Origin of the sequence: Bacillus sp. R45 (assembly GCF_021729365.1) — a bacterium.
GTDB classification, from domain to species: domain Bacteria; phylum Bacillota; class Bacilli; order Bacillales; family Bacillaceae; genus Bacillus; species Bacillus velezensis.
This window is the reverse complement of sequence record NZ_CP091421.1, coordinates 2,143,867-2,158,443: the sequence shown is the minus strand read 5'-3', so window position 1 is coordinate 2,158,443 and position 14,577 is coordinate 2,143,867. Positions and strand designations below refer to the sequence as shown.

The window sequence follows — 14,577 nt, the reverse complement described above, 5'->3', positions numbered from 1 at the left end:
ATTTAGAGATATTGACCGAAACCAATAAACCAGAAGAAGTGAAATTTGAAGATGTCTTCTTTTAGACGGGCTTATAGCCTGTCTTTTTTTGTTGAATCTTTGCCAGGAAAGCGGGGTGGATACATATGGCTCAACCAATAGGAAATATGGTCGTTAAGGTAGGTCTTGACGATACGGGATTTAACCGGGGCATTGAAGGCTTAAAAAGGCAGATGCGATTGGCCAATTCAGAAATGAAGGCAGCCGGAAGCATTTATAAAAATGCCGGCGACCAATCAAAGCTCTTGCAATCACAGATGGAGGGCTTAAGCAATAAGTATAAGATACAAGGCAGATTAGTCCAAGAACACCGTCAACGGTATGAAGAACTGGTCAGGCAGAAAGGAAAAGACAACCGAGAGACACAGATTCAAGCGCGGCGTTTGAATGATGCTATTGCGGTCCATGAGAATCTCGGAAAAGAGCTGAATAAAGTCGGCAAAGAGTTTCAAACCATGTCAGACAGCAGCAGTCGGGCTGCAGGCGTTTTTTCTGTTTTTAAAAAGGATTCAAAGAATGTATCAGAAGAGCTGAACGCTGTTTATAAATCCGCAACAGCCACAGGAAAGGCGTTAGCGGGGATTGGTGCCGCCGGAGCGCTTGGGATTGGTGCAACCGTTAAGGCCGCAGCAAGCTTCGAGAAAGATATGAGCCGTGTCGCCGCATTGGCGAATGCAACGGACGATCAATTGGCATCATTAACAGAAACAGCTAGACATCTCGGCGCTGTTACGCAATATACGGATGGGCAAGTAGCCGAAGGCATGCAGTATTTAGCGATGGCCGGCTATAAGACGAACCAAATTATCGGTGCTATGCCCGGCTTGCTTGCGACGGCTGCCGCCGGCCAAACCGACCTCGGCGTTACGGCTGATATCGTTTCTGACATCTTAACTGAATTTCATATTAAGGCAGAGGACACAAACCGTGTTGCTGATGCAATGACGTATACGTTCACGAACTCCAATGCCACTTTGCAGGAGATTGGTCAAACGATGAAATATGCGGCTCCGGCTGCTAAAACAGCAGGACTCAGTATGGAAGAGTTGGCCGCGGCAACCGGCATTCTGGCAAACAGCGGAATAAAGGCAGACATGGCAGGTACAGCACTTCGATCGACGCTTACCCGTTTAGCGGCTCCGCCTAAACCTGCGGCTTCGGCTATTGAAGAATTAGGTTTAAAAGTGACAGACTCTACCGGAAAGATGCGCCCGCTGGCCGACATCATGGGGCAGATCACAGAGAAAACAAAAAATTATACTGAAACAGAACAGATACGGATCGCTAAACAGCTTGCCGGACAACATGCTATATCTGGATTTATCACGCTCATGCATGCAGGTAAAGATAAGCTTGAAGAATTCACTAAGGAAATAGAAAACAGCGGCGGTATTGCTGAAAAAGTGGCTGACACGCAGATGGACAACCTGGCCGGATCTGTAGAATATCTGAAATCTGCAGCAAACAATGCCGTCATCACCATGGGAAACCAGTTTATACCGATCATCAGAGCTACTACTGACGGTCTGACTTCATTAGTGACGTGGTTCGATGCCTTACCGCACTCCGTCGCAAGCACTATTGCTATTACAGGTGGAGCAGTTACGGTATTTTCTCTTTTGGGCGGGGCTTTTCTGTTGGTACTTGGAGCTTTACCGAGGATCGCCGCAGGCTGGAATATGCTCCGCACGGCTGGAGGATATTTAACCGGTAACGTCAATCGGGCATCTGCAAGTCTCGGCGTTTATACGACTGAAGCTGTTGCGGCAGGTGCTGCATCCCGAACAGCGGCAGCTGGTATTGCGACAACCTCCACTGCGGCAACGGTAGCAGCCACCCGAATGGAAAGGCTCAACCAAACAAACGCCGTGGCAGCGACGCGAGTGGGCCGGCTGGAGCAATCGACAAATAGAAGCTCGAAAGCGATGCGCGGACTTGGCGGCGCTTCCCGTGTGGCCGGTACTGGTCTAACTCTTTTCGGCGGTCCCATCGGAACAATTGCCGGACTCGTTCTTACTTTTGCTCCTGAGCTGTTAAAGTTCGGCGCCGGAATTATCAAAACCGGATTAAATGCCGTAAAAGGGGCCGGCGGATTTATGAAGCTTGCAAAAAGCGGTTTCGGCCTGTTTAACATACTTAAAAAAGGCACTGCTGTTGTCGGTCTTTTACGTGGTGGACTTGGATTGTTAGGCGGACCAGTCGGCGCGTTAATTACGGGTGTGACTCTTTTAGCTGATGCCGGATTTAAGTATTACGACAATTTAAAGAAACGAGTGCTCCCGGCAACAATTGATTTTGGAGACGGTGTATCAAAATCCACAGCAAAAGCCGTCAACGCCTATGAAGACATGAACATTGAGGTTACAGCCAAGCTGAACACTCTGAAAGCGACCAATGCTACCATCACGACTGATATTGCAGATGACATGTCAAAGCGCTTTAAAGACATGGGAGATTCTTTGAAAAACGGATACAAAACCAGCGCGACCAATGCAACTAAAGTGCTGAAAGAATTTTATGCTTCTAATAACGGAATGTCTGAAAAAGAAGAAAATAAAATCATTGGCAAAATTGATGCTTATAACGAGAAAAAACAAAAGAAGATCCAAAAGTATGTTGATCGAGTAGATGAAATTTATAAGACTGCCGCCCGCGAAAATCGAAAAACCACGGAAAAAGAGAATAAAGAAATAGCAAAAATCCAAATTGCAATGCTCTCTGAAATGGAGACTGCGCTCTCACGGAGCAAGGCTGAGCAGATAAAGATATCTAAAAAGTTAAAAGAAGAGACGTCTAATCTTTCTGCTAAACAAGCGGCTGCTGTTATAAAAGACAGTAACAAGGCAAAAGAGAAAACAATTAAAGCAGCTAAGAAACAACGTGATGCCGTTATTGATGCCGCGGATGAGCAACGTTATGTAAAAGGGTCAATTTCTCAAGAAGAACACGATAAAACCGTTGAAAACGCAAGGAGTCAGGCTAAAAAGACAATTAAAGAAGCAAAAGAAACTCATAAAGGTGTCGTAGAAGAGGCAAAAAAACAAGCTGCTGGGCATATTAGCGAAGTTAATACAGAAACTGGAGAGGTACTCGGTGTATGGGACCTATTTAAAGTAGACTTGGCTGAGAGAGTTAATGCTGTTACTGGCTGGATCAATAATATTTTAGAATTTATGCACATGGATACTATCCCAGAGTGGAAGCCTGCTGGATACGATAACCGTCAGCCTTCCTCTATGCAAATCGCACCGGGGGTAGCCTATGCCAAGGGAACAGACTTCCACCCAGGCGGCCGGGCATTAGTCGGCGAAGAAGGATGGGAGCTTGCTCACACGCCCGGCATCGGCACTTACATTGTCGGAATGGGCGGCCCGCAAGTGTGGGATCTTCCGCGCGGCACGTCTGTTCTTCCGCACGCTCAGTCGAAAGAAGCAGCTGCCACAGGACTTCCCGGTTATGCAAATGGGGTCGGAAACTTCTTCAAGAATGCGTTTGAGGGGTCGAAAAAGCTGGTGAAAGGCGCTGTCTCTGTCGGCAAGAATGTCATTGGCAAAACGAAGGACGTCGCTTCTGACGTTATGGATATGATTATCAAAGGGCCGCAAAAGATAATCAGCAGCATTTTCAAAGGAATGATCCCGTTTAAAACAGGAACCGGAATAGACGGGTTAGGGACTGGTATTCTCAAAACGCTAAAAAGCGGTGCCCTTCAATTCTTAAAAGGGGTCTTGCCGGATGTGGGATTTTTTACGGCAGATGCCTATAAAGGAACAACTGGATCTGCCCAGGTCCAAAAATGGGTATCGGAAGCGGTCGGCATTGCTGGTGTCCCGTTTTCATGGGTTCCCGGCTTAATCACGATTGCCATGAAAGAGTCAGGAGGAAATCCGAATGCCATTAACCTTACAGATTCCAATGCAAGAGCAGGAAACCCGTCAAGGGGGTTAATGCAGACCATTCCGAGTACGTTTTCCTCTAACGCATTTCCGGGTCATAACAACATACTTAATCCGGTGGACAACATTCTGGCGGCCATTAATTACATCAAAGGGCGATATGGAGATATATCAAATCATCCCGGCTTGAAATCAATGGCGCGCGGCGGCCCGTATGTGGGATATGCAAAGGGCGGTACTTCTCCGGGGCGCGGCGGCTCCAAGCTCGCCGTCCTCAACGAACGAGGGTACGATGAAACTACCATTACGAAAGATCCAGCATACCGCGAAAGGAATATCGGATTGTGGGCGCGGGTTGGGCGTGAGCTTGGCGTACTGCCTTCACTGCAAGAAGGGATGATCTCAAAGGCTTTGCTATTACTCCAAAAAGCATCCGCAGCACAGCCTGAAAATGATAGAAGCGTCAATATCGATATGACTCGGGTCGTGGAGAATCAAGAAAGGCAAATCAGCATGATGGGGCAGCAGATTGACGCTCTCCAGCAGAACATTCAGCTACTGCAACAGCTGGTCTTAAAAGATAACAACACTTATATTGACGGGGCCCGAGTAGACCAAACGAGCGCTGACCGATATAGAAGAAAACAATATAGAAATGGGGGTAAGCCTGCTTGGTAAAACTATTTTTGGATTTTGATAACGGATTGGGGGAGCAGAGCCTTGACAGCTTGCTCCCTCAATTTGAAGTATTGAGTTTTTTGGCGGAAGCTCCGGCTATCAATCGGGAAACAATTACGATCCCGCGGCGTCATGGTGTTATCTCAGCACAGCATCCACGTGATGTGACCTACTCATCAAGAAAAGTCACTGTAGAAGTATATTTGAATTCAAAAATTCACAACAATTTCTATATACTTAGACATCAGCTCTATGCTTTACTGGTGAAGCCATTTGCCTATTATATTTCTACTGACTTATGGCCGAATCGCCGTTTCCTCGTTATGTGTGATGGGAATTTCAGCATTTCCAAAGAAAAGGAGAAAACACATGCTGTTTTTTCTGTCGAGTTTACCAATATTACCGGAATGGCAGAGTCTAAGCATTCAACCAAAACAGCGCAGAATCAGTCAGGAGAGAACTGGAACATTGGTATGAACCTGCAATCAGATGACAACCTGGTCTATTATTTTAAGAATCAGAAATGTTTCTCTGTCTTTAATTCCGGAGATGTCCAAATCAATCCACTAGATCACGCGTATAACGTCCTGTTGAACGCCAAGGGGAAGAATGTAACGCTAATCAATCATACTAATGGCGAGAAATTAACGATTGAAAAAGAGTTGAAGAAGTCACAGCAGGTATCATTTTTAAAGCAATACGCGCTGCTCAATAATAAACCAATAAAAACATCTGGACGTCTGCCGAATCTCGAAATTGGATGGAATGAGTTTGAAGTTCAGAATGCCGATGATTTTGTCATAGAATTTGACACACGGTTCTACTACTTGTAAGGCAGGCGGTTTATATGGCGAATACAGATTTTATTAAAGAGATTGCCGGCGACGCCCAGCAAATATATAAAAAGCACCGTATTCTCGCATCACTGATCATTGCTCAAGGATGCTTAGAAAGCGCGTGGGGCACAAGTGAATTGGCGACAAAAGGGCATAATCTTTTCGGTATGAAGGGCGAATACAACGGCCAATATGTCATTATGCAGACATGGGAAGTTATCAACGGAGAAAATGTACAAGTTCCGGCTAAATTCAGGAAGTACCCTTCATGGAAAGAATCTATACAAGACCTGGCGAACCTGTACTTGAATGGCCTTAGCTGGGACAAAAACCATTATAAAGCTGTCGTCGGGGAAACAGATTATCAGAAAGCAACTGCGGCTCTCGTCAAAGCCGGGTATGCTACCGACCCAAATTACGCAACAAAATTGAACAGCCTCATTTTCACCTATAAATTAACGAAATATGATACATCAGAAGGAGTACCAGACGAACCGAGTAATCCAGGCACACCAGATCCTGAGCCGGATATACCAAGTAAAGAATATGATGGTAAAGACATTACGCTGAATCAAAACTTGCCAAAAGACGTTTACTTCCCTCAGTTGCATGTTTCCAGCCAAGACGGAAATCAAGTGGTCGAAGTCATTGGAGCCGATCCGGATCTATTAGATGACACCACCGGAAAAAAAGATATTGAGTTTACGATCACTCGGACTGCTGATAATGGCATTGAATATGATTTGCTCATAAATGACAATATCCTTTATTTGGACGAAAAAAAATTCAACCATCAAAAATACTTTATTACGATGGTTGAGGTTGATCAGGAAAAAACACTCAGCAAGAAAGTTTCTGCAAGCCATGTTTTCGTTGCCGTTTTGAACAATCATTATGTAGAAGAGACGATCAGCGGCACACTGACTGTACGAAAAATGCTTGATTTCACATTGAAGGGGACGAAATTCTCTTACATTTTCAAAGACAAGGAAAGTGAATTTAAAAGTGTGGAGCAGGAGAATTTTGGTGATAAGTTCGTGAATGAGCTGATAAGCGAAATTGTGGAAGACTACAGCTTAGAGCTTGATGTGGATAATTACAAGATATACGTTTATAAAAAGATGGGAAAGCGTATCAATCACACTCTCGACTCTCGTTATAATATGCCCGGCATTAAAATTAAAACATCGACAGACGGCTGCTCTACCCGAGCACGGGGGTACGGAGCAATAAAGGAAAACAGCAGCACCGACAGCAAAAAAACGGAGTACGTCTTTGAGCCGGTCCTTTATAAGCACCCTGACGAAAATAAGTTTCTGCTTGATGGTATGCCGCGGTGGGCTGAGCCACTGCGCGACGAGCGTTATAAAAAAGAGTCCAGCATGATGGAGGCGCTTAAAAAATACGTGAATCCTTACCCGAAAATGGAGATCGAGGTGGATTATGAATACATCTATGAGCCAAAGCTTCTTAACATACAAGATGATTTTTGGAAAGGAGACACACTTCATGTGTTGGCTGATACAGTTTATGGCGTAACCTATGAAGACGATGTCCGGCTGCTTTCCATTCAATATAAGCCCTTAAATCCATATGCAAAACCAACATTGAACTTTGCTAATTTCCGTAAAGATATTCAGGATATCCGGATGGAGCAAGAAAAGCGATTAAAAGATCAAAAGCGTTATGTACAAAAACTGAGAATGATGATTTAGAAGCGCTCTTTTTAAGAGTGTTTTTTATTTTGTCTTGAAAGGAGAGTGACACATTGGGATTCAAGTTAATCAAGGATTATGACACCACTAGAAACGCAAGGTATATTGCTGAACAAAGAGCAGATGCTGAGACCGTTGAAAATGGATTGAATAGTCTTGAAAACGAGATAAACAGCCATAAAAAGAGCAATAAAGCCCACTCGTCGGAGCAAATTGACCATGGCGGCTTTTCTTTACGCTCATATATCGATGGTCTATATAACCGGATACGCAACCTGATTTTAAATGCTGATGGAACAAATGTAAAAGAAGTTGTGGATGCGCGGGTTGATGCTGAAGGAAATATAACTCCATTGCTCAAGGAGCGGCTGGATAAAGAGTATAACAAGCTTCTCCAAAAGATTAAACGAACCGTCAATGTAGATGACTTCGGTGCTGATCCAACCGGAGAAACCGATAGTTCAGAAGCGTTTAAAAGAGCAATTGGCACTGGTAAGGTTCGCCTCATGCTATCAGCCGGCACATATGTTGTTAAAGGAGTCAAACTTCCATCTTGGACTTATATGATTGGTCAAGGTATGGGTGTCACTACACTTAAGCTCCATGAAGATACACCGGCCAGCGAGTGGGTTGTTACAAATGCTGATCATACGTTAGGGAACCGGAATATCGTTGTTGAAGGTATGTCTCTTGATTGGAATCCGGAACGTCAAGGCGGTGTAGGAGCGACTGGCGGGATACATTCAAGCTGCTTGACATTTGCGCAAGTCAAGTTCGGTATCATCCGTGAAGTTGAGGGTATTAATCCGGGGTTGCATTGCTTCGATATAACTGCACCGACATATGATATAACTGCTAAAAATTATACCGCAACTGGCAGTAAGTATATTTGGATTGACCGCTGTGTTGGCTCTGGTTATGGTGACGATGGCATTACAACACACTACAGCGAATACGTTTTCATTACACATAATGTTATGACAAACCCTACCGGGAAGGCACATCGTAAAGGCGGGGCCAATTCAAACGGTATTGAAGTAGATGATGGTTCTAAGCATGTCTGGGTGATTGATAACTATACTGAAGGTAACGTCCGCGGGGTAGAAGTTAAGGCCCATGCAGAATGGCCGGCACCTTGTAACGTCCATATTCGAGGTCATGAATCCTTTCGGGACGTCCGATCATTTGATTTGCGACACATTGGGCATCATTTAGCGACGGATCCGTGGAGTGAGACTGCACGTGATGTGACGTTAGTAGACTGCACGTCAAGAGAACCAAGGTTCAATTCGCTTTATGAAGGACTAGCTCCAAAGGCGCTAGTTGTTTCGGCATATCAGAGAGTGAAAATCATTGGTTTTACAGCCATTGGGGATCCGACATACGACTATAAAGGAGATTCAGTTATTGCATTTCAATATAAAAGTCGAAAGATAAACGTTACCAATCTTCAAGTAACTGGATTTAAAACTGCTGAATATGACATTCGGATTGTTGGCGGCGATCAACGAACAGATGATGTCTTCATTTCCGATTTTGTAAGCCATGAATCAGCACCTAACGGGATCGGAATAGGAGGCGGCGTATACAATGTAAATTTAGTTAATGGTTTACTGCACGGCTCGAATGGTATAGCTGGCATTACATCGCCGAATACTCAAACGAACATCCTTGCAGTAAGGGCTTATGGCTATAGAAACGCGGCAGTATTAGGTGACCAAAAGCACTCTGTCGTTCCTAATAACGTTAAAGGTGGTTTCCGCGCAGCAACATCTTCCGGGCATCCACTTACGAATTACAGTGCTATCATTGCAAATACCGGATCAACAATTGCAAAGGGTGAACGAAATCTGATTGCTGGTAACGCAGGTGGAGCCTCCACAGAAGGATCACGAAATGGTGTTATGTTTTCGTACGATTCGCATACGACCGGAGATGGAGCTTCTTCCGGCGTTATGTTTTCAAAGGCTACAAAGAATAGTAAATCTTATTCCCTTGCGATGGGGCACGGTGATGGCAACGCATCAGAAGCGAATAAAAAGATCGAACTTAATGCTAAAAATGGGACTGTTCGAGCTACAGGCGCTATTGAAAGTGTGTCTAATTTAAAGGACTTAGCGGAGTATTTTGAATCTGCCGACGGCTCAAAGATTGAGGCATCTTATCTTGTTGCGTTAGAAGGCGATAAGATTCGTAAAGCTCATGAAGGGGACAAGATTCTTGGCGTTGTTTCAAAAACAGCCGGCGTTGTGCTCGGTGGAGCATCGTTTTATTGGAATGATCGTTATCTCCGCGATGAATTTGGCGGACTGGTTTATCGTGAGGTGAATGATGGAAATGAAATTCTTAAGATCCCTGTTGAAAATCCGAATTATAAGCCTGAAGCGGAATACAAACCAAGAGAGGAAAGGGACGAGTGGCATGTAATTGGTTTGATCGGTCAAGTCTTCGTTAGGATCGACGAAACAGTAACAGTCGGCGATAGTGTTTCTGCCATCAATGGTGTTGCAACAAAGGCGGAAAGCGCCGGATACGGAACTGTTATGAAAATCAAAATTCCGTTCGATGTGAAAAAAGGTTACGGGGTAGCGCAGATGCTAGTTACGCCGCAGCATTAAGGGAGGAATCAAAGATGTATAAAACGGGGAGCGTGTCATTCGATATTAATGCCGGACGGTCAAACGGCCGAACCACTAACATACAATTTATGACGCAAGATACGGGCAGCGCCAAGCTGTCCTTTTCTTTTGTGAAGGATGGCGTACCGTTGCCTTTGTCAGCATTGGATGCAAAAATCGTTCTGCTATATGCTGACGGATCATTTTATAAAAAGAGTCTTACGCTTATAGACAAAGTTAATGGTACAGCTGAATACATTTTGTCTGATGAGGAACTGACGCATTACGGAACCGTTAAGGCCGAAATTAAACTATATTATACAAACGGACAATCCCTGGTAACTTCATTTTTTACCTTTTCTATCGCTAAAACGTTAGAAGATCAGAACATCGTTCCGACAGCTGACTACTACATTGACGACTTTGAAACGCTGAGAGACGGGGTAAACCAAACCGTTGAAGAAATCAGTCAAACCGTTGAGGAATTACGGGAGAAATTTGCCGATCTCGAAGCCGTTGAAACGAAAAAGGGCTCGCAAGAAAAGGCTGACGCTGTTCAGGCGAATCTTGATAAGCATTCAAAGGATAAAAGTAACCCACATGGAGTAACAAAAGCGCAGATAGGGCTATCTGCTGTAACAAATGACGTACAAGCAAAGAAAGAGGATTTTGACAAACACACCTCTGACACTTCAAACCCGCACAAGGTTACTGCGGCACAAGTTGGACTTGATAAAGTCGATAATATCAAACAGGCTGATTACTATGCTTTTCGACAACACGATAACAACGGAGAAAGACATACATCAAAAATTGAAAAGGATAAATGGAATGCAGGACAGCTCTTTAAATTAACGGAAGATAATGGGCTGGCGAAGTATCTAAGCGGTGCTGATTTCAATACGGTAACGGATACAGGCTTATACTATATGAGCAGTGTCACGACAGCATTAAATGCGCCCGTGAATAATAACGGGTATCTATTCGTCCACAACTACGGAACGTATGCATATCAGGAATATACGTCCTATAGCAGCAGCGACTCAACGTCGTCAGGCCGCCGAAAGTTTATGCGTAATAAAATCTCAGGCTCGGATTCTTGGACGTCATGGCGTGAGTTTGAGTCAGTGGAAGGGGCGCAGTCAAAAGTCGATGTTCATGCCGATAAAACGGACATTCACGTAACAAAAACTGAAAAAGACAAGTGGAATGGCGGCCAGATGACGAAGTTGACAAAGGATGACGGAAAACGAACACAATTAGTAAATGAGACAGACATTCTAGCGTTAAGTTCAGGTTATTATTATGCGAATGGCACATCAGTCAAAAACAATCCTGTTGTAAATGATAGTTCTTGGTTCAACTATGATGTTATCGAAGGCGATTCCGGAAGAAAGTCCATCATAGCTTGGCGTAGCCATGATAACACTTTGTGGCATACCACGGTTCATACTAACGGTGTTTTTAAAGGATGGAAACGGCTCATTACAAATAATGATTTTGAAAATCCTGTGTGGCAAAATATTACGCTGAAAAACGGTGCTACCGTGGGGACACGCACGCCAATATATGCAAAATCGGGTTCTTTGTTGTTATTACGAGGTCACGTAAGGGTAGATGCAGAAATTATTTTTGGGTCAATACCAGTTGAGTACACGCCGATAGGAGGGGCTGTCGTTTCGGTTGCTCTAAGCGGAACAGGGGGAACGGCAAATTTGATTGTATACGATGATGGTGACTTAAAGATTAAATATCCAACGCCACTTGATTCAAATAGATTAGATGGTTTTTATATAGATGTATCTGTGCCGCTACAAACAGGAGGAACTGCAACATGATTCAAGCATACAAGTATGGAGAAGATTTTATTTTTATCGGACCTTCTATTATTAGCGAAGTAGATGAGCAAGGAAATTATATTATTCCTGAAAATTGCACGCTAATTCAACCACCTTCATTTTTTAAGGCGAAATTCGATCCTAGCAAACAGGTATGGATAGAATCGGCTACACGAGAAGAAAAGAATTCTATATTAGAGCACGCAAAAAATGTTCAGGGGCCAACGGCTGTTGATATTTTAAAACAGCAGAATGCTGTCATCATGAAGCAACTGGCAGAAGCTCAAAGCGCAGACGAGGAACAGTCAAAAATATTGGCTGACTTGCTTCTTATGTTAGCAGAGGGAGGAAAAGCATAGTGGATTGGTTTTCAAATATAAAGACTATTTATGGCTGGGGCCGAAACTATTATACGAATGCTAATGTCGCCCGTTTTGTTGAATTGAACAGAATTACTGAAGAGCAATATAAACAAATCACTGGTTTAACTTATCCCGCTATAGAACAGCCAATCAGTGTGGATGTGGGCGGGACAGGGAGCTGATAAACACCCTAGAGGTGTTTTATTTTGCCTCGAAGGAGGTGATTAACAATGGAGGGAATACAAGTGATGTTGAACTTTGAAAGCTTACAGATCGCAAGAACATATCTATTCGGGGAGGTGAAATACCTTGATTTACTTTTGATCCTAAGCATCTTGGATGTTATCACAGGCATTATAAAAGCATGGAAAATGAAGCAGCTCCGGAGCCGCAGTGCATGGTTTGGATATGTGCGGAAGATGCTCAGTTTTATGGTGGTCATCGTCGCCAACATTATTGACACGATAACAAATTTGAACGGCGTCCTGACCTTTGGAACCGTTCTTTTTTATATCGCAAACGAAGGACTGTCCATTACGGAGAATTTGGCGCAGATCGGCGTTAAAATCCCGGCCGTCATCACTGACCGGCTACACGTAATTGAAAGCGACAACGATCAGACAAAAGAAAAAGACGATCAGGCGGCTGGTTAATCCGGCTGCTTTTTTGTATTCAAAAACAGAATAGGAGAGATTTTTATGTCAGCATACAGAAACCAATATATTGATATTAACAAATGGACGCGGCCGGGAATCAAAAACAACGGCGTGAAGAAACTGGTGGTGCATTACACGGCAAACCCCGGCGCGCCTGCTGCCAATCATTATAGATACTTTGGTCAAACGCTCCCCGTACAGAACAGAAATCTGTCTGAGAAAAAACAGACGTTTGCATCTGCACATATTTTTGTCGATCGCACAGAGGCTATTTGCATCATTCCGTTGAATGAAGTGGCTTATCACGCGAATGACGTCCAGCAATTCGTTAACGGACAGCCTTACCGGGGTGTCGCGGCGTTGAAACCGAATGCAAATTTCTTATCTATCGGCGTGGAGCTTTGCATTGAAAAGAACGGCACTTTCCATCCGGATACCGTTGCTCGTGCAGAACAAGTTTGTGCCGAGCTGTGCAAAATGTATAAACTCGATCCAATCAATGACATTGTTCGACATTACGATATCACACATAAAATCTGCCCGGCGCCGTGGGTAAGCAACTCTCAAGGGTTTGTCGATTTTAAGACCCGTGTTAAAAAACGAATGCCCGGTGTGGTTGTAACGGTGCCTGATGTATCAAATCCGGATGTTACCCATACAGATACAGGAAGATTCATTAAAAACACGGTAGTTTCAAGTGACGGTCTTGTTCTACGTACACAACGGAGCGCCTCTTCTTCCATGGTGCTTAACCTGCCGAATGGCACGGTTGTAAAATATCAGCTTGGATCAACTGTCAACGGATGGGGATATGTTGAATACACCAATTCAAAAGGCCAGACATTCCACGGATATGTGAATGTCTCCTATATCAAAAGCGATAACGAGCTGAAAAGCGGCGGCAAGAAGAAAGCAACATCGTCAAAGCCTAAATCCACTCAAAAGTCAAAATTCAGCTTGCCTGCGGGTACTTTTAAAGTCACAAACCCGTTAACCCGAGGGGAATCTGTAAAACAGATCCAGACTGCGTTAGCGACTCTTCATTATTATCCAGATAAAAACGCAAAAAATTTTGGTATTGATGGTGCGTATGGACCGAAGACGGCAAATGCAGTGAAACGTTTCCAGTCAATGTATGGGCTTCGTCAAGACGGCATTTACGGACCAGATACAAAGGCGAAACTTGAAGCATTATTGAAGTAGCAGAAAGAATTTTTGGGAGGTTATATGTAGTGATTATTATGAACATCCAACTGTTTAGAGGCCAATATAAATATAAAACGAGGGGATAACGAGATTAGCAGAGGATCTAAATTAGATTAAGATATAAAAAAGAGGCATAAGTTAGAATTTTTATGCCTCTTTTTATATTGATTAGTGTATTAGCTTTTTCTTTTTCATACCCACTTACCGTCGATTGTAACTGTATTGTACATTGATTTCCCGATTTCTAAATCAGTGTCACACCAGCCATTCGTTACTTTATGGTATTTGGTGCTTCCAGCATGAATATATCCTTTAATACTTAAGCGGTATGGATAAGATGATCCAGAAGATGAATAACCATCAGTGATAATCTTACCGCCTGGTTTTACTGTAGTAATAACGTTTGTGCCAGAAAAAATACGAGATTGGCGATGAAGGACTTTAAATGCAATTCCTCCATGGGCAGATGTTCCGAATTTCGCTATATAAGCTTTTGTCAAAAATGAACCAGTGGCAGCACTTGGTTTGACGTAACCTTGTCGCCAACCTGAAGGTGAATAAAAACCGATTGAAACTGCACCATTTGCTTCTGTAAACGTCCCATAAAAAACAAATAATTCATTAGAATTTACTGTTCCGATTTTAGATCCCCATGTAGTTAATCCGTAATTTGAGTAGACCGGAACGCTTGACCCTTTTTTGTTAATGCAAATAGTCATAAAAAAGCTCCTCT

General features: G+C 43.6%; 10 protein-coding genes. 9 read left to right on the top strand and 1 reads right to left on the bottom strand.

Annotated elements, in window-relative coordinates:
* The first annotated feature begins 125 nt into the window (after positions 1 to 125).
* From L3V45_RS10445 to L3V45_RS10405, 9 genes are read left to right on the top strand one after another with little or no spacing between them, the layout of a single operon-like run.
* Entirely contained in the window at positions 126 to 4,613 is a 4,488-nt protein-coding gene (locus L3V45_RS10445) for a phage tail tape measure protein (protein WP_236836981.1), read from the top strand.
* Positions 4,607 to 5,446, top strand: coding sequence for a phage tail domain-containing protein (locus L3V45_RS10440; protein ID WP_025852570.1), 840 nt, complete (start codon positions 4,607 to 4,609; stop codon positions 5,444 to 5,446). Before L3V45_RS10445 ends, L3V45_RS10440 begins: the two co-directional genes overlap by 7 nt.
* A 14-nt stretch (positions 5,447 to 5,460) precedes the next feature.
* A complete protein-coding gene (locus L3V45_RS10435; protein WP_236836980.1) occupies positions 5,461 to 7,164 on the top strand; it encodes a phage tail spike protein in 1,704 nt (567 codons plus the stop codon).
* Between the two features lie 53 nt (positions 7,165 to 7,217).
* The gene (locus L3V45_RS10430; RefSeq protein WP_236836978.1) at positions 7,218 to 9,782 is read left to right on the top strand and encodes a peptidase G2 autoproteolytic cleavage domain-containing protein; all 2,565 of its coding nucleotides are present in this window, start codon (positions 7,218 to 7,220) and stop codon (positions 9,780 to 9,782) included.
* A gap of 14 nt (positions 9,783 to 9,796) precedes the next feature.
* Positions 9,797 to 11,620, top strand: coding sequence for a BppU family phage baseplate upper protein (locus L3V45_RS10425; RefSeq protein WP_236836976.1), 1,824 nt, complete (start codon positions 9,797 to 9,799; stop codon positions 11,618 to 11,620).
* Complete coding sequence (locus L3V45_RS10420; RefSeq protein WP_236836974.1) at positions 11,617 to 11,979, top strand: hypothetical protein; 363 nt, start codon at positions 11,617 to 11,619, stop codon at positions 11,977 to 11,979. The genes L3V45_RS10425 and L3V45_RS10420 overlap by 4 nt, the downstream gene beginning before the upstream one ends.
* Complete coding sequence (locus L3V45_RS10415) at positions 11,976 to 12,164, top strand: XkdX family protein (RefSeq protein WP_442863054.1); 189 nt, start codon at positions 11,976 to 11,978, stop codon at positions 12,162 to 12,164. The genes L3V45_RS10420 and L3V45_RS10415 overlap by 4 nt, the downstream gene beginning before the upstream one ends.
* Before the next feature lie 48 nt (positions 12,165 to 12,212).
* Complete coding sequence (locus L3V45_RS10410; protein WP_040221739.1) at positions 12,213 to 12,635, top strand: phage holin family protein; 423 nt, start codon at positions 12,213 to 12,215, stop codon at positions 12,633 to 12,635.
* A gap of 45 nt (positions 12,636 to 12,680) precedes the next feature.
* Complete coding sequence (locus L3V45_RS10405) at positions 12,681 to 13,841, top strand: N-acetylmuramoyl-L-alanine amidase (RefSeq protein WP_236836972.1); 1,161 nt, start codon at positions 12,681 to 12,683, stop codon at positions 13,839 to 13,841.
* A gap of 194 nt (positions 13,842 to 14,035) precedes the next feature.
* Here the strand turns inward: L3V45_RS10405 and L3V45_RS10400 are convergent, their stop codons facing one another.
* A complete protein-coding gene (locus tag L3V45_RS10400; protein WP_236836963.1) occupies positions 14,036 to 14,563 on the bottom strand; it encodes a hypothetical protein in 528 nt (175 codons plus the stop codon).
* Positions 14,564 to 14,577: the final 14 nt, after the last annotated feature.